Consider the following 18,035-nt stretch of genomic DNA (forward strand, 5'->3'; position numbering starts at 1 on the left):
CCCATGATCGGAATCGATAGAGACTCCGGGGCCACGGTCGACGACTGGCTGCAGTTTGTGCAGCGCGCGACCCGGGCCCTGACCACGCCGCTGGGCACCCGGCAAAAAAGGCCCCTTTATGGCTCGCTGATCCCCACGCTGCTGGGGCAGAACCTCGGTGACGACGTTCTGCTTCTGGCGCAGAGCCACGCGGCTCAGGCGTTCTACAACGCGCAGAACGGGATCAGCGATTTTCAGCCGAGCGTGATCGTCGCCAGCCGTCAGGGCGCCGGTCTGCTGCTGCGTTTCGCCGGCACCTGGAAAAACCGTCAACAGACCTTCGAGGTAGTGACATGAGCATGTTGATCCCCGGCCAGAACCAATTGGCCGAACCGGCGCTGATCACCGTCGACGCCTTCGAAGACCTGCTCGCCGAGTTCAAGACCTTCGTCGTCGAGTACGTCGGCGCCCGAGCGCCCGAAAGCGCGGCGAAACTCAAGACCAGCCTCGACAACGAGAGCGAACTGCTGACCCTGGCGCTTGAGGCTTTCTGCGTGCGCCTGCAAACCCACGAACGCAAATACAACGCCCGCATCAAGCAGATGCTGGCGTGGTGGGCGACCGGCAGCAACCTCGATGCACGGCTGGCGGACATGGGCCTGGAGCGACAGTTGCTCGATGCGGGTGACCCGGCAGCCTTCCCGCCAATACCACCGATTTATGAAAGTGATGACGACGCCCGGCTGCGCTATTACCTGGCGCCACACGCCCCGGCAGCGGGCTCGCGAATGCAGTATCGCCGCGAGGTGTTCACCCTCGGTGAACGGCCAACGGTGAAGGTCGAATCCAGCGATGGCGGTGTGGTGAACGTCACCTACACCTTCAACCCGGACGGCTTGGCGGCACAGGTCAAGGACGGCAATGGTCGGCGCACGGCGCCGGGCGAAGTGCAGGTCACGGTGTTGTCGCGAGACGGCGATGGCACTCCGTCTGCAGCGTTGCTGGATGGCGTTCGTCAGCACTTCGCCCGCCCTGATGTGCGACCGGAAACCGATTTGGTCACGGTCAAGGCAGCCGACATTCAGCGCTACAAGATTCGTGTCGTGGCCAAGATCAATTCCGGCCCCGACTCGGGCCTGACCAAAGTCGCCGCGCAGCAACAATTGCAGGCCTACGCCGACAGTTGCCATCGCCTGGAAGGGCGGGTCGATCCGAGCTGGATCGACTACACGCTGCACAGTGCTGGCGCCGTGCAACTGCAGATTCTTGAACCGCTGGCGCCGATCGTCACCACGGCGTTTCAGGCGCCGTACTGCACGGCGGTCGAGGTCGAGGTGCTGACGCTATGAGTGAGCCAACGCATAGCCCGACGTTGCTGCCGGCCAACAGCTCGGCACTCGAGCGCGGGCTGGATCTGGGCTTCGGCGCACTGCTTGATTGCATCGCGCCGCCGTTTCCCGAGCTGATGAATCCGAACGAAACGCCGGTGGCGTTTCTGCCGTATCTGGCAGCGGATCGCGGCGTCGCCGAATGGAGCACCAGCGCACCGGAAGCGGAAAAGCGCCTGACCGTCGAACTGGCCTGGCCCACCGCGCGCCAGGCCGGTACTCGCAAGGCGTTGGAAAACGCGGCCAAGGGTTTGCAACTTCGCCCCGAAGTACGCGCCTGGTACGAACAGACGCCGCCCGGTATGCCTTACAGCTTCAGCGTGCGCGCTTTCAGCGACCAACCTTACAGCGCAGAAATCGACGCCCGTCTCGACCGGCGTCTGGCGGATGCCAAGAGCGAACGGGACATCCTTTCGGTGACGGTTGGCTTGAGTGCGTTTGGCAGTCATTGCATCGCCGCTGCGACTTTCTGCGGTGAGTTGACGACGGTTTATCCGGTGTTCATCGAGGGACTCGAAACCTCTGGCGAGGCGTTCATTACCGCCGCGATGTACACCGTCGAAACATCCACTATTTATCCTCAGGGGGCCTGAATGGCTGACTATTACACCCTGCTCACCAACGCAGGGATTGCCTACGAAACGGCGTGCAAGGCCGCGGGCCTGCCGATCAAGTTGACGCAGATTTCCGTCGGCGACGGCGGCGGCTCGGTCTACAACCCGGCCGCGACCGCCACCGCGCTGAAGCGCGAAGTCTGGCGCGGGCCGCTCAATGCGCTGTTCCAGGACGAGAAGAATCCGAGCTGGCTGCTCGCCGAAGTCACCATCCCGCCGGACGTCGGTGGCTGGTACGTGCGTGAAGCCGGTCTGTGGACCGACACCGGCATTCTCTACGCGATCATCAAATACCCGGAGTCGTTCAAACCGGTGCTGGCCACGTCCGGCTCGGGCAAAGAGTTCTACATCCGCTCGATTTTCGAGACCAGCAATGCCTCGCTGGTGACGCTGCTGATCGACGACACCGTGGTCAAGGCCACTCGTGCGTGGGTCATGAGCTACCTCGCCGAAGAACTCGGCAAACTCGACGGCAAGCAATCGGTACGTGTCGCCGCCACCGCCAACGTGGTGTTGAACGGTGCGCAGCAGATCGACGGCGTGGCGGTGATTGCCGGCGACCGCGTGCTGCTGCCGAACCAGACCCTGGCCAAGGACAACGGTCTGTGGATCGTCGCCAACGGTGACTGGATTCGGGCCAACGATGCCAACGTCAGCGCCAAGGTCACACCGGGCCTGACGGTGATGGTGGAGGAGGGTACGCTCAACGGCGATTCGCTGTGGCACCTGACCACCAATGCGCCGATCACTCTTGGCACAACCGCGCTGACATTCAAGATGCTGGCAGGGCGCACCGGGATTGCCGCCGGCACCTACAAAAGTCTGAGCGTCGACGAATATGGCCGTGCGACGGCCGGCTCGAATCCCGACACGCTGGCCGGTTTCGGCATCAAGGACTCCTACACCAAGGCTGAAGTCGAAGCGCTGATTGCCAAGGCCTCCGCTTTGCCGGTGGGTTCGATTGTCGCGTTCCCTGTCGATACGCCGCCACCGGGTTTCCTGGAGCTGGACAACAGCGTCAAGAGCAGCGCGACCTACCCTGACTTGAGCGCCTATCTGGGTGGCAAGTTCAACAAGGGTGATGAGGGTGTCGGGAATTTTCGGGTGCCTGAGGCGCGTGGGGAGTTCTTGCGCGGTTGGGATCATGGACGTGGCATCGATGGCGGTCGGGCAATCGGCAGTTCTCAGACTGACACCCTGCAGAACCTCTACGGCATCTTTGATGGCTATCTCGATATCACCACCGCAAATGGTGTGTTCGGCTTGGGCAACATGAGCAAGTCTTTAACGCAGACCACCCAGAAAGACGCTTATCACAGTGTGATCTTTGATGCTTCAAAGGTGGCTCGTACTTCCACGGAAACCCGCCCCCGCAATATTGCCGTCATGTGGTGCATCAAGGCCTGGAACGCTCCGATCAATCAGGGAAACATTGACGTAGCGGCACTGGTCAAGGAAGTGTCCCGGCTCGGATCTGCCGTTCCGGTGGGCGCCGTCATGGCGTTCCCGACGGGGATCGTTCCACCTGGCTTTCTTGAGCTCAATGGCAGTGTGCAGAGCACTTCGGCCTATCCCGATCTCTCCGCGTACCTGGGCACTACGTTCAACAAGGGCGATGAGGGCACCGGCAATTTCCGCTTGCCGGAGTCTCGTGGAGAGTTTCTGCGTGGCTGGGACCATGGGCGAGGGGTGGATACAGGGCGAGCTGCCGGAAGCTATCAGACGGATACGCTCAAGGCGCATAGTCATTACCTTCCGACAGGATCCGGAGGTGGACAGGCAATAGATCCCAATGGAGAAACTCCTTCTGTTGTGCTGAAGGACACAGCAGCCGATTGGGCTCTAAGGTCGACATTCGGGGGCGATAACGCGGAGTTGTCTATAGGTAGCGTGAGAACCTATAACTACGGCAATGCGACGGAAACTCGCCCACGCAACCTGGCTGTCATGTGGTGCATCAAGGCCTGGAACGCGCCGATCAATCAGGGAAATATTGATATCGCAGCGCTTGCCGTGCTCGCACAGCAAGCTTCTGAAACCAATCAAGGCACAGCGAAAGTTGCCACCCAGGCACAAACCAACGCCGGTGCCGATGACAGCGTTATTGTCACGCCGAAAAAATTGACGTGGGGCTTTCAGTTTCAGAAAAGCGGCATCGGTTACTGCGTTTTTCCGTCCTGGCTGGGTGGATTCATTATTCAGTGGGGGGTGTACAGCATCGTTTCCAGTACGACTGACCAAACAATCGCTTTTCCTCTCACGTTTCCCTCTGCGGCGCTCTCAGCCGTCGCGCTCAGTGACTACACCCCCGGTTCCGGGGCAGTCGGATTCGTTGCGATGGGGGCTCTGAACAAGGCTGGTTTTACGGTTCGGTCTTCTATGGGTACGTCTACTCGATGGCTGGCAGTGGGTTGCTAAGGGGAAAATATGACTAACAAATACATGACATTCGATGCGTCCGGGCATATCAAGGAACGCCTGATTCAGGGCGTTTGCGACATTCCTGAAGGGGCGTTGCGCATCAGTGAAGAACTCTGGATTCAGTCCGCGACCGACACGACTGGACGTTGGTGCCTGATCGACGGAGTCCTTACCCGGGTTTCTGCTGAGGTCAAAGTTGATTTTGCACAGCGGATAGCCGCTGAGCGTTATCGTCGCGAAAGTTCTGGTGTGCTTTTTGAAGGCTATACAGCCGATACCACACGAGACGGCCAAGCGTTGATTGCCAGTGCAGTCATAGCGGCGTTACTCGACCCGGCCTACAAGTGCGCCTGGAAGTTTGCTCAGGGATTTGTCGAATTGGAGGCTGCGAGGCTCATTGCGCTGGCGACATTGGTTCGCACCCATGTTCAAGATTGTTTTGATCGCGAGCGAGTCCTTTTGTCAGCCGTTGAAGCTGGAGAGTGCACAGAGAAAATGATTCTGCAAGGCTGGCCGGATTCAAGCCCGACGCCATAACGTTCCTTTGAATTTCAATTGGCGCCCCGCACCGTCGGGGCGTTTTCTTACCGGTTAAACACCCGCCAAGCCCCTCCCTTTGAGGGGCTTTCCCGTTTATGGAGAAACGAAAAATGGCAACCCGCCAAACCTACACCGTGCTCGTTCCATTCCCCACCGGCGGTGGGCACTGGTCGAGCGTCGGTCAAGACCTTGATCTGCTCGACGTCGAGGCCAGTGCCCTGCACAGCGCCGGTCGACTGGAACTGAAAACACCTACCACCCAGGCCAAAAAGGCCACTGCCAAGAAGGCTGACTAACCATGGCTGAGGTTCTGAACTTCGAGCACAACGGCATTACCGTCAATGCCACCGAATCCCCCGAGGCCATGGGTGGCCTGGGTGACAACGTCATCGGTCTGGTCGGCACCGCGCCGAAAGCCGATCCGCTGATTCCGCGCAACGCACCGTTCCGCATCAACAGCTTCACCACCCACGCGCTGCTCGATCCGACCGGTGCTGAAGAAGGCACGCTGTATCACGCCGTCTACCAGATCCTCAAAGTGGTCAAGGTGCCGGTCTACGTAGTGATCGTCGAGGCGGGCGCGACCCCGGCCGACACCGTCAACGCGGTAATCGGCGGTGTCGATCCAACCACCGGCCGCAAGCTCGGTCTGGCGGCACTGGGCAGTGTCCCGGAAGACCTGACCATCATCGGCGCGCCAGGCTTCACCGGCACCAAAGCGGTGGCCAGCGAGTTCGCCTCGTTCGGCAAGCGCATCAAGGCCCGTGTGGTGCTGGACGGCAAGGATGCCTCGGTCGCAGATCAAGTGACTTACAGCCAGGAACTGGGCGGCGCCGACCTAGGCTTCGACCGTTGCCTGGTGGTGCACAACATGCCCGCCGTGTACTCGAAAGCCGCGAAGAAAAACGTGTTCCTCGCGCCGTCCAGCCTGGCGATTGCCGCGCTGGCCAAGGTCAAGCAGTGGGAGAGCCCGGGCAACCAGGTGACCTACGCCGAAGACGTGTCCCGCGTCGTTGAGTACAACATCCTCGACACCTCCACCGAAGGCGATCTGCTCAACCGCTACGGCGTGAGCTACTACGCCCGCACCGTGCTCGGTGGCTTCTCGCTGCTGGGTAACCGTTCGATTACCGGCAAGTTCATCAGCTACGTCGGCCTTGAAGATGCGATCAGCCGCAAGCTGGTCAAGGCCGGCCAGAAAGCCATGGCGAAGAACCTGACCAAGTCGTTCATGGATCAGGAGGTCAAGCGCATCAACGACTGGCTGCAGACCCTGGTCGCCGACGAAACCATTCCTGGCGGCAGCGTGTACCTGCACCCGGAACTCAACAGCGTCGAGAAGTACAAGAACGGCACCTGGTACGTGGTCATCGACTATGGCCGCTACGCGCCGAACGAACACATGGTTTATCAACTCAACGCCCGCGATGAAATCATCGAGCAGTTCCTGGAGGACGTTCTCTAATGTTTACCAACCGCGTAAGACAGGCCATCGCGGCCACCCTGCAAGGCCTGCCGCTGTCGGCGACCGTTGAGGAATTCACTCCGCCGAAGATCGATTTCGACATGGAGAACATGACGGGCGGGCGCTTCATCGTTGAGGAAATGGCCAAGAGCGCCAAGCCGCTGAATGCTCAGATCAAGCTGCAGGGCACGGGCGCCGAAGTGTTGCTCGCCATGGGTGTGAAATTGGGCGACGACATTCTGCTGAACGTGCGTGAAGCCGGTCAGGATCAGGACGGCAACACCTGGTTTACCTATCACACCATCGGCGGCAAGCTCAAAACCATGGGTGAAGACGCAATCAAAATGGGCGGCAAAGCCCTGACGACGCTGGACTTCTCCTGCCGCACCTACAACCGCCTGGAAAACGGCATCCCGGTGATCGACATCGACGTACGCACCCAGAAGTTCGTGCTCAACGGCGTCGACATCCTTGGTGATGCGCGCCGTGCGGTGCTGATGCCGTAACCCTCGATACACCCCAAACCCTGTAGGAGTGAGCCTGCTCGCGATGAGGCCAGCACATTCAACATCAATGTGCCTGAAAGACCGCCATCGCGAGCAGGCTCACTCCTACAAGGGGATTGCTACACCCCCTCAAGAATCACCAAGGAATTCATACATGTCGTGGATGCCACCCAAGCATGACCTGCTGTCGCCGATCACCGGTGACGACGGCGCGCAGATCGAGCAGATTCAGCTCAAGCCACTGTTATACGCCGCACAGAAAGAAGCGCTGGAACGCGCCGGCGATGATGAAGACGATCAGTTCTTCGAACTGGCGCTGCTCGCCACCGGCCTGTCGGTCAAGGAGCTCGACCAGCTGAAACGCCCGGACTACGTGAGCATCGCTCAGTACGTGCACGAGATGTCGACCCGTCCGGCGTCGTACTTTCTGGAGCAGGTCGAGGACGCGGAAAAGTCCGACGATCCTGACGAAGTGCAACTGCTGCAACCGCTCGCCGTGACCGGCCGCACCGTGACCTCGCTGTCGCTGGAAATGCCCGCACTGCGCGCCACCAAAGTGATGAAGAAACTGAAAACGGCCAAAGAACGCGCCGAGTTCATCACTGCCCATTGCACCGGCCTGATGATCCCCGATCTGGCCCAACTGAGCGTCCCTGACTGGACCCAATTGCAGGTGCGCATCGACGATTTTTTAAACCAGCCGGCGGCCTACTTTCGGAACGCGACATCGAAGTAATCCTCGATATCGTCCCGCTCATTTACCCGGTAAGTGAGGCGGAGATTCTGGAATGGGACGCCGAAAAGGCGTTGCGCCGCTACGACATAGCGATCACTCGCCTTGGCGTGAAACAGGAGTAGAGCGGCATGGCAGATGATAACTATGCGTTGACGTTCGCTGAGGTCAATCAAGAAACCCGGGCATTGAGCACGGCCAGCAAGACTGCCGCCTTGATGGCTCCGACGATGTCAGCAGGAGCCGCAACACCTGCTTCGAACTTTGACGGCAGTGTTGCCGGGCTAAGCCTGGCGCTGGCCGATGCCACCAGCGAATTGCGAAATCTGACCGCCGAGCAGGTTCAGCTCAGGGATGTGTTGGGATCGATACACGCTGTGCTGCTTTCACAGCGCTCGCTGCAACAGTCTCTCAATGACCGGCCAGCACTAGCGGGCAGCGCGGCCGTGGGAGCTGAGTCGAAACCGTCAGGCGTCAATGGCGCAACGCAACCTTTCAAATACCTGCAGCCAGCGATCAACCTTGATAGCGCGATGGCGCGACTGGGACGGGTTGCAGGCGTTGAGGGCGATCAACGCGATGCGTTGCGGGTGTCGTTGGAGAAAATGGCCGCCGAGCGCAAAGTGGCAGCCGGCGGTACCACGGTGCTGGATCTGGCAGGCGTGATGTATGCCGGTGTCAAGGGTGGAGTTGGCAGCGAACAGAAGAATGAAGCCGCTCGGCAAAAAGACCTCAGTGATTTCACCCGAGACACTGGCATCACGGCCACAGCCTTTGAGATGAAGGCGCCGGATGTTGCGGATCTGCTGATCGGCTGGCGCACCTCAATGGGGCTCGACCGAGCCAAGACCCTCGACCTCGCCGATGCCACCAGCGTGCTGGGAAGCCGATTGAGTGCCACGGTGGCTGACATTGGTTCGATCCTCAGCAACTACGGCGCTTCGGCAAAAGGTGCGGGGCTGAGTCCCGAACAGACTGCGGCTTTTGCTGCGGCAATGCTCAATGTCAACGTCAACAGGGCTGACGCCGGAGTGGCACTGGAGAGGATCACCACGACGCTGGCGTTGGGCGACAACGCATCAGTTAGTCAGAAAGCGGTGATCGCTCAACTTGACCTCGATCCAAAGGCCCTCGCTGCGCAGATGCAAGGGGACGCCCCCGGCGCGATTCTCAAGGTGCTTGAAGCGCTGAAGACAAAATCCCCCGAGCAGCAAGCCAGCCTGGCGATGACGCTTTTTTCGATCGACCAGCCGGTTGTGAAAATGCTCGAGCGCAGCGCTGATGTGCGAGGTGCATTTGATCTCGTCAAAGATAAACAGCAGTACGCATCCTCGGCGCGAGGCGAGGAGGGCGGAGCAGTCAATCAGGCTGCGCTGAAGCTGTCGGATACGTCGCAAACGGGCTGGAACATTTTCACCGCTCAGAAAGATCGTCTCCTTAGCTCCGCTGGCGCTGCTGTGCTGCCTGATTTTGACAGGCTCACGGGGGTGATGGCGTGGGCGACCGATGGCTTGAGCAGCATGGCTGAAGAGTCACCGGAGCTCGCGCGGACGTTGATTTTGAGTATTGCCGGTATCAAGGGCGTGCAGGTCGCTGGATCGATGCTGGCCAAGGGCATTAGAGGAACGACAACCACTATCGACAACCTCAAGTTCGTCGGCACAACTGCCATATCCTGGGGTTCCGCAGCGCTTAACGGTGCGAAGGCTTGGGGTTCCGTTGCGCTGAACAATGCCAAGACTTGGGGTTCCGCTGGGCTTAACAATGCCAAGACTCTGGGATCCGTTGCGCTTGACCGAGCTAAATACCTGACATCCGGTCCAGGCCGAAGTCTGGTCAGTCAAGGTGCCCGTATCGGTCGTGTAGCTGGCCCTCTGAGTATGCCGTTGATGATGCTCGACTCCGGTATGGACGTGGTCAACGGCTTGCTCGATGCCGATGGCAAACAAACAGCTAGAGGAGCGGGCGGCCTGGTGGGTGGGGTTGCTGGAAATTACCTGGGGGCGCGCGTTGGTGCCTTCCTGGGGGCTTTCGCCGGTCCTGCCGGGGCACTTGTCGGTGGAGGGGTTGGCGGAGCAGCTGGCACCTACTATGGCAATCAGTGGGGAAGCGCATTGGGTGAAAAACTCGCGACGCCTGCACCGAACCAACTCGCCCCGCCGGTAGAGGTTGCCAAAGAACTGCCGAGCGCGCAGACGCAAAACCAGCAAGTCACCTTCTCCCCACTGATCCAGGTCACCTGTCCGGCGCCAGATACTGCCGAGCAGATTCGTACGATCATCGGCCAACAACTGAGCGGGCAATTCCACGGGCAGTTCCTGCCGTTGCTGACAAACAACCCCCTCGCCACCCGCCGTGACGCAGCCCTGACCGATGGAGTCGACTGATGAAACAACAAATGGCTCTAGGCAGTTTCATCTTCGGCCTGTCGCGCAACTTTGCTTACAGCACGCTGGCGCGAAAGTCCGACGGTGGCTGGAGCGACATCCAGATCCTGACCAGCAAACCCAAGTCCAGTCAGACCGGGCAGAAAGCGGAATCGCTGACCATCAGCGGCACCTCGATGTATGCCGTGGCCATGGATCGACTCGATGAATTGCGCGCGCTTCAGGCACAGCGTGTGCCGTTGCCGTTGATTGACGGTATCGGGCGCAACTGGGGTCTGTGGCGGATCAACAGCATCGACGAGAACCAGAGCGAGGTCATCGATGACGGCACCGCGATGGTGATCAAGTGGGTGGTCGGATTAACGGAGTTCAACAATGCGTAAGGTACGAAGCGTGGCCGGTGATTCAGTGAATCTGCTGCTCTACCGCGAAACCGGGCGCAGTGATGACGCCGCCGAAGAAGCTCTGTGGAAACTCAACCCGACCCTGGCCGAACACGGCCCGATCCTGCCAGCAGGCGTCTGGGTCACGCTGCCGGAACTCGACGCGAAACCGGCCGCGATCAAACCGGTTACGGCGTGGGATTAAGGAGGTTGCATGGCACTGGGTTTCACCCCGGCGATACACATTTACGGGGCCCATTCGGCCCTGCTCAATCAACGTCTGATCAGTTGGGAACACATCGACGCTGCCGGTTTCGAGTCCGATCAACTGACGTTGACCATCGATCTTGAAGGCCTCGAAGGGCTGCCGGATCTGGGCGGGAAAATCGGCCTTGAGGTCGGTTATCTGGAGTCGGGAATGGTCGACAAGGGCCAGTTCAAAGTGACGCGCCTGACGCCGACGCTGTTTCCGTTCCGCCTGACGCTGGTGGCCACGGCGGCGCCGTTCAGCAAGGATGATGAGACGGGATTCAAGCAACGTCGCACGGCCAGTCATGGCCCGACCACCTTGGGTGCGCTGTTTCGCAAGCTGGTGTCGAGCCATGGCTTTTCACCGCGCGTCGCGCCCGAGGTGGCGATGATCAGGATCGATCACGTCGACCAGTCCAACGAAACCGATATGAGCTTTCTGACGCGCCTGGCGAAAAAGTACAACGCGGTGACCAAACCCTACAACGACGTGTACGTGCTGGCCCGTCCCGGCCAGACCAAATCGTTGTCGGGCCAGGTGCTGGCGGACGTGACCTTGTCGGTGACCAGCAACAACCGTCCCGGCGATCACGCGTTCGTCAGCGCCACGCTGGAGGAGTCTGCCCGCGAGCAGACCAAGGGTTGCAAGACCTGTTTTTGGGATGGCGCTGCAGGTGTGTTGCGCTGGGTTGAAACGGGACTTGCACCGTTCAAGACCCTCCGCCAGAAACAACCCAGCGAAGCCGATGCGATCGCCGTCGGCGAAGGCGAAGTGCGCAAGATGCTCCGGCAAAAATACAAGGTGAAAATCACCTGCCCCGGCAATCCACTGCTGGCCGCCGAAGGCCTTGTGCTGCTCGACGAGACCTGGCCGGACTTCATGCGTGGGCGCTGGTCGATCGAAAAAGTCACCGCCAGCGGCAATCGCGAGAACAGCTATCGCTGTGTGATCGATGCCGCGTGCCTCGACCCGAAAGCCGAAGCCAAGGACTGATCTCACACCCACGAGTCCCCTGTAGGAGTGAGCCTGCTCGCGATAGCGGTGTGTCAGGCACATTGATTGTGAATGTGGCACCGCCATCGCGAGCAGGCTCACTCCTACAGGGGATTCGCGGTGTTTTCTGCAACTCATTTCAACTCTGGAACACCACCATGAAGATCACCCCGATCCTCACGCAGCTGCGTGGGCAATGCCCTGGGCTTGCCAATCACATTGCGGTGGGTGTCGATCTGGCGTTGCTGCAAGGCAACGCCGATCTGCCGACACCCTCGGCCCATGTTCTGCCCCTGGCGGATCTCGCCAGTACCAGCACCGCACAAAACCTCACCGCACAACCGATCCGCGACCGCTTCGAAATCGTCCTGGCGCTCGACGCCAGCGACAGCACAAAAGCGCTGGATCTGTTGCACGACCTGCGCGCCGAACTGTGGCGCGCGCTGGTGGGATTCAAACCGGGCAATGACTACAGCGCCATCGTCTACGACGGCGGCGAGATGGTCTCGATCAACAGCAGCCGGGCCTTCTATCGGCTGCGCTTTTTTACCGAGTTCCAGCTCGGCCGCAATCTGCCGAGTCAGCCTGCGGAGAGTTGGCACGAACGTGAACTGGACGGTTTGTCGTCCTTTACCGGGGTCACCGTGCGGGTCGATGCGATCGACCCGGCAGACCCCAATCTGAAACACCCGGGCCCTGACGGGCGCGTGGAACTGACTTTCTCTGGAGACGTAACCCCATGAGCAATCGCATCACCGTACTGCCGGCCGCTGGCCGTGCCGTGCCTGACCCGGAAGCGGGCGATCTGCTGCCCAAAGAAGGCCGTGAAGTGCTGGACAGCGCCTGGTGGCGCCGACGTCTGGCCGACGGCGATATCACTCTCAAAACCGTAAAAGTCAAAGCACAGGGAGCCAAATAATGGCGATCGGATTCAGCAACATCCCCGCGGACATTCGTGTACCGCTGTTCTATGCCGAAATGGACAACTCGGCCGCCAATAGTGCGACTTCGGCCATGCGCCGTCTGATCGTCGCTCAGGTCAACGACAACATCGCCCCGACTGAAGTCGGCAAACTGGTGCTGGTCTCCAGCGTCGCGCTGGCAAAAAGCATCGGCGGTCAGGGCTCGATGCTCGCCTCGATGTATGAGACCTTCCGCAAGGCCGACCCGATCGGCGAGATCTGGTGCCTGCCGCTGCACAACGCTGAAGGCGCCATCGCCAAAGGCGTGCTGACCCTGACTGGCACTGCGACTCAGGCTGGCGTGCTCAACCTGTACGTCGCTGGTGTGCGTGTGCAGGCCACCGTGGTCAACGGTGCCACCGCTGCTCAAGCGGCTACCGCACTGGCACAGAAAATCAACGCCACCGCCGATCTGCCGGTCAGCGCGGCGGCTGCTGAAGGCGTGGTCACTCTGACCGCCAAATGGACCGGCGACAGCGGTAACGACATCAGCCTGCAGTTCAATCGCCTGGGCAAGAGCAACGGCGAAGAGACCCCGGCCGGCCTGACGACCGCGATCACTGCCATGACCGGCGGCGCCGGCGTGCCGGACCAGGTCGCAGCCGTGGCTGCACTGGGTGACGAGCCGTTCGAGTTCATCGCGCTGCCGTGGTCGGATCTGTCGACCCTCAACACCTGGCAAGCGGTGATGGATGACAGCACCGGTCGCTGGTCCTGGGCCAAGCAATTGTTCGGTCACGTTTACAGCGCCAAGCGCGGCACCGTCGGCACGCTGGTTGCTGCTGGCCAGGCACGTAACGATCAGCACATGACCATTCAGGCGCTGGAGCCGGGCGTACCGCAACCGTTCTGGGTACAAGCTGCCGCACTGGCTGCGCGCACCGCGGTGTTCATCTCTGCCGATGCCAGCCGTCCGACCCAAAGCGGCAGCCTGCCGGGCGTTGATCCGGCGCCGGCCAGCGAGCGTTTCACCCTGACCGAGCGTCAGTCGCTGCTCAACTACGGCATCGCCACCGCCTACTACGAAGGCGGCTACGTGCGCATTCAGCGTTCGATCACCACCTACCAGAAGAACGCTTACGGTCAGGCCGACAACTCCTACCTGGACAGCGAAACCATGCACCAGTCGGCGTTCATCGTGCGTCGTCTGCAAAGCGTGATCACCAGCAAGTACGGCCGGCACAAACTGGCTTCCGACGGCACCCGTTTCGGCGCCGGCCAGCCGATCGTCACTCCGGCGACCATTCGCGGCGAGCTGATCGCGCAGTACGCCAAGCTGGAACTGGAAGGCCACGTGGAGAACGCCGAGCTGTTCGCCGAGCACCTGATCGTCGAGCGCGACGTACAGGATCCGAGCCGCGTGAACGTGCTGTTCCCGCCGGATTACATCAACGGTCTGCGCGTGTTCGCACTGCTCAACCAGTTCCGTCTGCAATACGACGACGCGGCCTGATCGCCGCGTTTGGCCGTAAGCATTCAGCCCACCTCGGTGGGCTTTTTTATTTGAAGGGAGTAACACCATGGGTCAAGTGATTGCAGGCACCTGCTACGTCAAAGTCGACGGTGCACAACTGACTATCAACGGCGGCTGCGAAGCCTCGCTGATGGCCGTCAAACGCGAAACCGTCGTACCGGGTTTCTACAAGGAAACCGACATCGCGCCGTCGTTCAAAGTGACCGCGCTGCACACCGCCGACTTCCCGCTGAAGAAGCTGATCGAAGGCACCGACATCACCGTCACCTGCGAATTCAGCAACGGCAAAGTCTACGTGCTGGCCGGTGCCTATCTGGTTGAGGAGCCGGTTTCCAAGGGCGATGACGCCACCATCGAACTGAAATTCGAAGGCATCAAGGGGACCTGGCAATGAGCGGCGCCGTGAAGCTTCAGGTTGCGATCGAAGCTCACGGCGAGCCCCTGACCGAACTCGTCCTGCGCCGTCCGACGGTGCAGGAAGTGCGAGCGATCAAGGCGCTGCCGTACAAGATCGACAAGAGCGAAGAAGTCAGCCTCGACATGGACGTGGCGGCCAAATACATCGCCGTATGCGCCGGCATCCCGCCGTCGTCGGTCAACCAGCTCGATCTGGCTGACCTCAACGCGCTGAGCTGGGCCGTTGCGAGTTTTTTCATGAGTGCGGCGTCGGAGCCATCACCGACCTGATCGCAGTCGCCTATGACCTGGCCTGGTTCTGGAAGGTTGACCCCGAACAGATGATGGCCAGGCCACTGGATGTGCTCCGCGAATCGCTGGAGCACGCGCAACGGATCAATGCGATGCAGCAGGTGCAGTGATGGCAGACGAAGAAAAGAAAGTGCAAACACCGGTGCTGATCACGGGCATCGATGAACTGTCGCCCAAACTCGGCGCCCTGCGAGTAAAGGTCGAGAGCTTCAAGAAAAATCTCGAACAGACCGGCCTCGGCAAACTGGATATCAGCGGTCTGTTCAAGGGCGGCAGCGTGATCACGCCGTTCGTGGACGGGATCAAATCGGCGGCAGCGTTTCAGGGCAAATTGACTGAAGTCAGCGAGACGGCGAAAACCGTCGACCTGCCTGCGGCGCCGAAAGTCGCTGCACAAAACATGAACGTGTTCAGTGCGTCGATGGAAAAGGTTTCCGCTGCTGTTGACGCGGCGCTGGTGCCGGCAGTCGGTGCGTTGGTCGTCGGGCTTGAGCCAATGCTGACTCAGGTCGCCAGCCTGCTTGCCGAGAACCCGCAACTGGTGGAAGGCCTGGCTGCGGGGGCTATCGCCTTCTCGGCGATGCAGACCGCGGTCACCGGCGCCACGCAAGTGTTCGATGTCATGAGCATGGTGCTCAAGACCAATCCGATCATGCTCATCGCCATGGGCATCGCGGTGGCGGCCGGTTTGATCTATGCCAACTGGACGCCGATCAGTGCGTTCTTCAAAGGCATGTGGGAAGGCGTGAAAAACATCGGTGCGAGTGCGATGGCGACGTTGCGCTCGATTCTTGACTGGCGACCACTGGATGCACTGGCGGCGCTGTGGTCACCGGTCGTGGGATTCTTCTCGGGCATGTGGGACGAGGTCAAAGCCGTCACTGCGCCGGTCATCGACTTCTTCAAATCGGTGTTCTCGTGGACGCCCGCCGGCATGATCCTGGAAAACTGGGCGCCGCTGACGGGGCTGTTTTCGGCGATCTGGGAACTGCTCAAGGCCTTGAGTGTGCCGGTGATGGCGTTCCTCAGAAACCTGTTCGACTTCTCGCCGATGCAAATGATCAACAGTGCGTGGGGTGGCGTTGTCAGGTTCTTCGAGCCGATGTTCGATGGCCTGCGAAAAGTCGCGCAACCGGCTAAAGAGTTTCTGGTGTCGTTGTTCGATTTCTCGCCCATGCAGATGATCACCAGCGCCTGGGGCGGAGTTGTTGCGTACTTCCAGCCGCTGTGGACGACTCTGCAATCGGCGGTGCAAAGCACCCGGGATACATTGCGGGCACTGTTCGATTATTTCCCGATGGAAATGATCACCAGCGCCTGGGGTGGTGTCGTCGGGTACTTCGAACCGATCTGGACGGCACTGCAAACCTCAGTGCAGCGGGTCAAAGGCTTTTTCAGCAGCCTGTTCGAGTGGTCGCCGCTGGAGCAGATTGCGCAGTACTGGCAGCCGGTCGGCGAAGTCTTTTCGGCGCTGTGGGATGTTGTGCTGGCGGCGTCTGCACCGGTCGTGGACTTTCTGCACACCCTGTTCGAATGGAAACCTCTGGATCAGATCATCGAGAGCTGGGGGCCGATTGTCGGGTGGTTCGGCGAGTTGTGGCAAAAGCTGCAAACCGTCATCGCGCCGATCAAGGAGCTGTTCGACGGAGGTTTCGCCGGGTTGATCGCCAAGGTCACCGGCAAGGTCGAAACTCTGACCCAGGCGCAGCGCCAGACCAATGCCGAAGGCAAGGGTGAGCTGGCGCCGGCATTCTTTGGCGCGAGTAGCGCCCCTGCTGGAAACGGAACGCTGCAAGGCGGATCGCTGCCACAAACCTCCAGCGCCCTGATCCAGCAAAGCGCGGCCAACAACCGTACGCAACTCGAAGGCGGCCTGACCGTGCGCTTCGAAAATGCACCGGCGGGGCTGCGCACCGATCAACCACAAACCAATCAACCGGGCCTGGCGCTGTCTTCGCGCATCGGCTATCGCTCGCTGTCGGCAGGAGGTTCCAATGAACTGGCGTGACCGTTTGTTGCCGGCATCGTTTCGCGGTGTCGGATTCTGGATCGATCAGGCGAAAACCCCGGTCGGTCGCAAAGGTCAGTTGCACGAATACCCGCAACGCGACCTGCCGTATTTCGAGGATCTCGGCCAGCAGGCCAAGACCCACGACCTGACGGCGTTCATCATCGGCGCCGATTGTCTGGAGCAGCGCGACAAGCTGCTCAAGGCCTTGGAGGCGGGCAGTGGTGAATTGGTGCATCCGTGGCTCGGACGCCTGCAAGTCAAAGTCGGCGAATGCGACATGACCCACACCCGCCAGGACGGCGGGCTGGTGACGTTCAGCCTGAAGTTTTACCCGGACCGGCCGTTGCCGTTTCCGACCGCCACGGTCAGTACGCAAAAAGTTCTGTTGGCCAAGGCTGACACTTTGTTGGGTTCGGCGGTGGCGCGCTTCGAGCAGGCGATGACGTTGATCAAGGCTGCGCGGATCGGCATCGCCAATCTGCGCAACAGCCTGACCGGCGTGTATGAGGTGATCAAAGAGCAGCTCAAACCGCTGATCGAGCAGTATCGGCAGATCACCGAACTGGTCAAAGCGGTCAAGGAGTTGCCCAAGGAAGTGGCGGCGGAGTTCAAAGGCTTGCTCGGCGATATCAAGGAACTCAAGGCATTCGCGAAGGAGGGCTACCGTGGCGTGATTGCCGACGTGTCCCAACAACTCGAAGCCATCCGCAAGGCTGATGCGCCGAAGATCACCACCGGCAAGGACACCAACGCGGCGGCACAAGCCATGGCCGATCTGGTGCAGGACACGGTGCTGGTCAAAGTCGCGCAATGGGTGGCGTCGATGCCGGTGGCGACTCCGGCGGTGAAGCTGTCGTCGACACCTTCGGTGGCGCATCAGGCGGATCAACCGGTGACTCGTCAGGAAGTGCCGGTGACCGAAGAAATGAAAGCACTGCAGAAGGCGGTCGGGGTGGCAATCGACCCGATGCTGGACAAGGCCGATCCCAAACATCACCAGGCAATCAACGATGTGAAGGAAGCGCTGATTGCGCATCTCAAGGCAGTGGCGTCATCCGGTGTGCGCCAGGTCACCAAATCGTTTCAGGAAAGCCTGCCGGCGCTGGTGGTGGCCTACAAGCAATTTGCCGATGCCACACGGGTGACTCAAGTGACGCAGAGCAACGCGATGAACCATCCGGGCTTTTCTCCCAACGACGTAAAAGTGTCCAGGGAGTGAGC

At 60.4% G+C, this 18,035-nt stretch carries 20 protein-coding genes; all 20 read left to right on the plus strand.

All coding sequences use genetic code 11. The features are described from left to right. Positions 1 to 3 precede the first annotated feature (3 nt). The 20 genes from E4T63_RS05895 to E4T63_RS05995 all read left to right on the plus strand — a co-directional run bounded on the left by E4T63_RS05895 (position 4) and on the right by E4T63_RS05995 (position 18,033). Positions 4 to 336, plus strand: coding sequence for a phage baseplate protein (locus E4T63_RS05895; RefSeq protein WP_003222189.1), 333 nt, complete (start codon positions 4 to 6; stop codon positions 334 to 336). Further along, complete coding sequence (locus E4T63_RS05900) at positions 333 to 1,328, plus strand: baseplate J/gp47 family protein (protein WP_135295064.1); 996 nt, start codon at positions 333 to 335, stop codon at positions 1,326 to 1,328. Before E4T63_RS05895 ends, E4T63_RS05900 begins: the two co-directional genes overlap by 4 nt. Further along, a complete protein-coding gene (locus E4T63_RS05905; RefSeq protein ID WP_135295065.1) occupies positions 1,325 to 1,960 on the plus strand; it encodes a phage tail protein I in 636 nt (211 codons plus the stop codon). The genes E4T63_RS05900 and E4T63_RS05905 overlap by 4 nt, the downstream gene beginning before the upstream one ends. Further along, a complete protein-coding gene (locus tag E4T63_RS05910) occupies positions 1,961 to 4,399 on the plus strand; it encodes a phage tail protein (protein ID WP_135295066.1) in 2,439 nt (812 codons plus the stop codon). 9 nt (positions 4,400 to 4,408) lie between these two features. Beyond that, positions 4,409 to 4,939, plus strand: coding sequence for a DUF4376 domain-containing protein (locus tag E4T63_RS05915; protein WP_135295067.1), 531 nt, complete (start codon positions 4,409 to 4,411; stop codon positions 4,937 to 4,939). A gap of 113 nt (positions 4,940 to 5,052) precedes the next feature. Beyond that, entirely contained in the window at positions 5,053 to 5,238 is a 186-nt protein-coding gene (locus tag E4T63_RS05920; protein ID WP_135295068.1) for a hypothetical protein, read from the plus strand. 2 nt (positions 5,239 to 5,240) lie between these two features. Continuing rightward, entirely contained in the window at positions 5,241 to 6,407 is a 1,167-nt protein-coding gene (locus E4T63_RS05925; RefSeq protein WP_047291938.1) for a tail protein, read from the plus strand. After that, positions 6,407 to 6,913 (plus strand): phage major tail tube protein, encoded by a 507-nt coding sequence (locus E4T63_RS05930; protein WP_007908799.1) that lies wholly within the window; start codon positions 6,407 to 6,409, stop codon positions 6,911 to 6,913. The genes E4T63_RS05925 and E4T63_RS05930 overlap by 1 nt, the downstream gene beginning before the upstream one ends. A gap of 154 nt (positions 6,914 to 7,067) precedes the next feature. Then, on the plus strand, positions 7,068 to 7,649 hold the full coding sequence (locus E4T63_RS05935; protein WP_135295069.1) for a phage tail assembly protein: 582 nt from the start codon (positions 7,068 to 7,070) through the stop codon (positions 7,647 to 7,649). A gap of 128 nt (positions 7,650 to 7,777) precedes the next feature. Further along, a complete protein-coding gene (locus E4T63_RS05940) occupies positions 7,778 to 10,033 on the plus strand; it encodes a phage tail tape measure protein (protein ID WP_135295070.1) in 2,256 nt (751 codons plus the stop codon). Beyond that, on the plus strand, positions 10,033 to 10,416 hold the full coding sequence (locus tag E4T63_RS05945) for a phage tail protein (protein ID WP_047601251.1): 384 nt from the start codon (positions 10,033 to 10,035) through the stop codon (positions 10,414 to 10,416). The genes E4T63_RS05940 and E4T63_RS05945 overlap by 1 nt, the downstream gene beginning before the upstream one ends. After that, positions 10,409 to 10,621: a tail protein X gene (locus E4T63_RS05950; RefSeq protein WP_108589829.1), complete on the plus strand. Its 213-nt coding sequence runs from the start codon at positions 10,409 to 10,411 to the stop codon at positions 10,619 to 10,621. Before E4T63_RS05945 ends, E4T63_RS05950 begins: the two co-directional genes overlap by 8 nt. 9 nt (positions 10,622 to 10,630) lie before the next feature. Further along, a complete protein-coding gene (locus E4T63_RS05955; RefSeq protein WP_135295071.1) occupies positions 10,631 to 11,659 on the plus strand; it encodes a phage late control D family protein in 1,029 nt (342 codons plus the stop codon). Between the two features lie 158 nt (positions 11,660 to 11,817). After that, positions 11,818 to 12,402, plus strand: a complete 585-nt coding sequence (locus E4T63_RS05965) for a phage tail terminator protein (protein ID WP_135295072.1) — start codon at positions 11,818 to 11,820, stop codon at positions 12,400 to 12,402. After that, positions 12,399 to 12,578, plus strand: a complete 180-nt coding sequence (locus E4T63_RS05970) for a DUF2635 domain-containing protein (RefSeq protein ID WP_027611066.1) — start codon at positions 12,399 to 12,401, stop codon at positions 12,576 to 12,578. Before E4T63_RS05965 ends, E4T63_RS05970 begins: the two co-directional genes overlap by 4 nt. Further along, positions 12,578 to 14,074, plus strand: a complete 1,497-nt coding sequence (locus tag E4T63_RS05975; RefSeq protein WP_135295073.1) for a phage tail sheath subtilisin-like domain-containing protein — start codon at positions 12,578 to 12,580, stop codon at positions 14,072 to 14,074. The genes E4T63_RS05970 and E4T63_RS05975 overlap by 1 nt, the downstream gene beginning before the upstream one ends. Before the next feature lie 67 nt (positions 14,075 to 14,141). Then, positions 14,142 to 14,489, plus strand: coding sequence for a phage tail tube protein (locus E4T63_RS05980; RefSeq protein ID WP_095138392.1), 348 nt, complete (start codon positions 14,142 to 14,144; stop codon positions 14,487 to 14,489). Then, entirely contained in the window at positions 14,486 to 14,782 is a 297-nt protein-coding gene (locus E4T63_RS05985) for a phage tail assembly protein (RefSeq protein ID WP_003222226.1), read from the plus strand. Before E4T63_RS05980 ends, E4T63_RS05985 begins: the two co-directional genes overlap by 4 nt. 130 nt (positions 14,783 to 14,912) lie before the next feature. Next, complete coding sequence (locus E4T63_RS05990) at positions 14,913 to 16,811, plus strand: phage tail protein (RefSeq protein ID WP_135295074.1); 1,899 nt, start codon at positions 14,913 to 14,915, stop codon at positions 16,809 to 16,811. Further along, the gene (locus E4T63_RS05995; RefSeq protein WP_135295075.1) at positions 16,798 to 18,033 is read left to right on the plus strand and encodes a DNA circularization protein; all 1,236 of its coding nucleotides are present in this window, start codon (positions 16,798 to 16,800) and stop codon (positions 18,031 to 18,033) included. Before E4T63_RS05990 ends, E4T63_RS05995 begins: the two co-directional genes overlap by 14 nt. The last annotated feature ends 2 nt before the right edge of the window (positions 18,034 to 18,035 follow it).

It is taken from the genome of Pseudomonas fluorescens (genome assembly GCF_004683905.1).
Lineage (GTDB): Bacteria > Pseudomonadota > Gammaproteobacteria > Pseudomonadales > Pseudomonadaceae > Aquipseudomonas > Aquipseudomonas putida_A.

Excerpts from the sequence above, each read along its gene's own strand:
- E4T63_RS05895 (WP_003222189.1), top strand. The coding sequence starts at position 4 with ATGATCGGAATCGATAGAGACTCCGGGGCCACGGTCGACGACTGGCTG.
- E4T63_RS05900 (WP_135295064.1), top strand. The coding sequence starts at position 333 with ATGAGCATGTTGATCCCCGGCCAGAACCAATTGGCCGAACCGGCGCTG.
- E4T63_RS05905 (WP_135295065.1), top strand. The coding sequence starts at position 1,325 with ATGAGTGAGCCAACGCATAGCCCGACGTTGCTGCCGGCCAACAGCTCG.
- E4T63_RS05910 (WP_135295066.1), top strand. The coding sequence starts at position 1,961 with ATGGCTGACTATTACACCCTGCTCACCAACGCAGGGATTGCCTACGAA.
- E4T63_RS05915 (WP_135295067.1), top strand. The coding sequence starts at position 4,409 with ATGACTAACAAATACATGACATTCGATGCGTCCGGGCATATCAAGGAA.
- E4T63_RS05920 (WP_135295068.1), top strand. The coding sequence starts at position 5,053 with ATGGCAACCCGCCAAACCTACACCGTGCTCGTTCCATTCCCCACCGGC.
- E4T63_RS05925 (WP_047291938.1), top strand. The coding sequence starts at position 5,241 with ATGGCTGAGGTTCTGAACTTCGAGCACAACGGCATTACCGTCAATGCC.
- E4T63_RS05930 (WP_007908799.1), top strand. The coding sequence starts at position 6,407 with ATGTTTACCAACCGCGTAAGACAGGCCATCGCGGCCACCCTGCAAGGC.
- E4T63_RS05935 (WP_135295069.1), top strand. The coding sequence starts at position 7,068 with ATGTCGTGGATGCCACCCAAGCATGACCTGCTGTCGCCGATCACCGGT.
- E4T63_RS05940 (WP_135295070.1), top strand. The coding sequence starts at position 7,778 with ATGGCAGATGATAACTATGCGTTGACGTTCGCTGAGGTCAATCAAGAA.
- E4T63_RS05945 (WP_047601251.1), top strand. The coding sequence starts at position 10,033 with ATGAAACAACAAATGGCTCTAGGCAGTTTCATCTTCGGCCTGTCGCGC.
- E4T63_RS05950 (WP_108589829.1), top strand. The coding sequence starts at position 10,409 with ATGCGTAAGGTACGAAGCGTGGCCGGTGATTCAGTGAATCTGCTGCTC.
- E4T63_RS05955 (WP_135295071.1), top strand. The coding sequence starts at position 10,631 with ATGGCACTGGGTTTCACCCCGGCGATACACATTTACGGGGCCCATTCG.
- E4T63_RS05965 (WP_135295072.1), top strand. The coding sequence starts at position 11,818 with ATGAAGATCACCCCGATCCTCACGCAGCTGCGTGGGCAATGCCCTGGG.
- E4T63_RS05970 (WP_027611066.1), top strand. The coding sequence starts at position 12,399 with ATGAGCAATCGCATCACCGTACTGCCGGCCGCTGGCCGTGCCGTGCCT.
- E4T63_RS05975 (WP_135295073.1), top strand. The coding sequence starts at position 12,578 with ATGGCGATCGGATTCAGCAACATCCCCGCGGACATTCGTGTACCGCTG.
- E4T63_RS05980 (WP_095138392.1), top strand. The coding sequence starts at position 14,142 with ATGGGTCAAGTGATTGCAGGCACCTGCTACGTCAAAGTCGACGGTGCA.
- E4T63_RS05985 (WP_003222226.1), top strand. The coding sequence starts at position 14,486 with ATGAGCGGCGCCGTGAAGCTTCAGGTTGCGATCGAAGCTCACGGCGAG.
- E4T63_RS05990 (WP_135295074.1), top strand. The coding sequence starts at position 14,913 with ATGGCAGACGAAGAAAAGAAAGTGCAAACACCGGTGCTGATCACGGGC.
- E4T63_RS05995 (WP_135295075.1), top strand. The coding sequence starts at position 16,798 with ATGAACTGGCGTGACCGTTTGTTGCCGGCATCGTTTCGCGGTGTCGGA.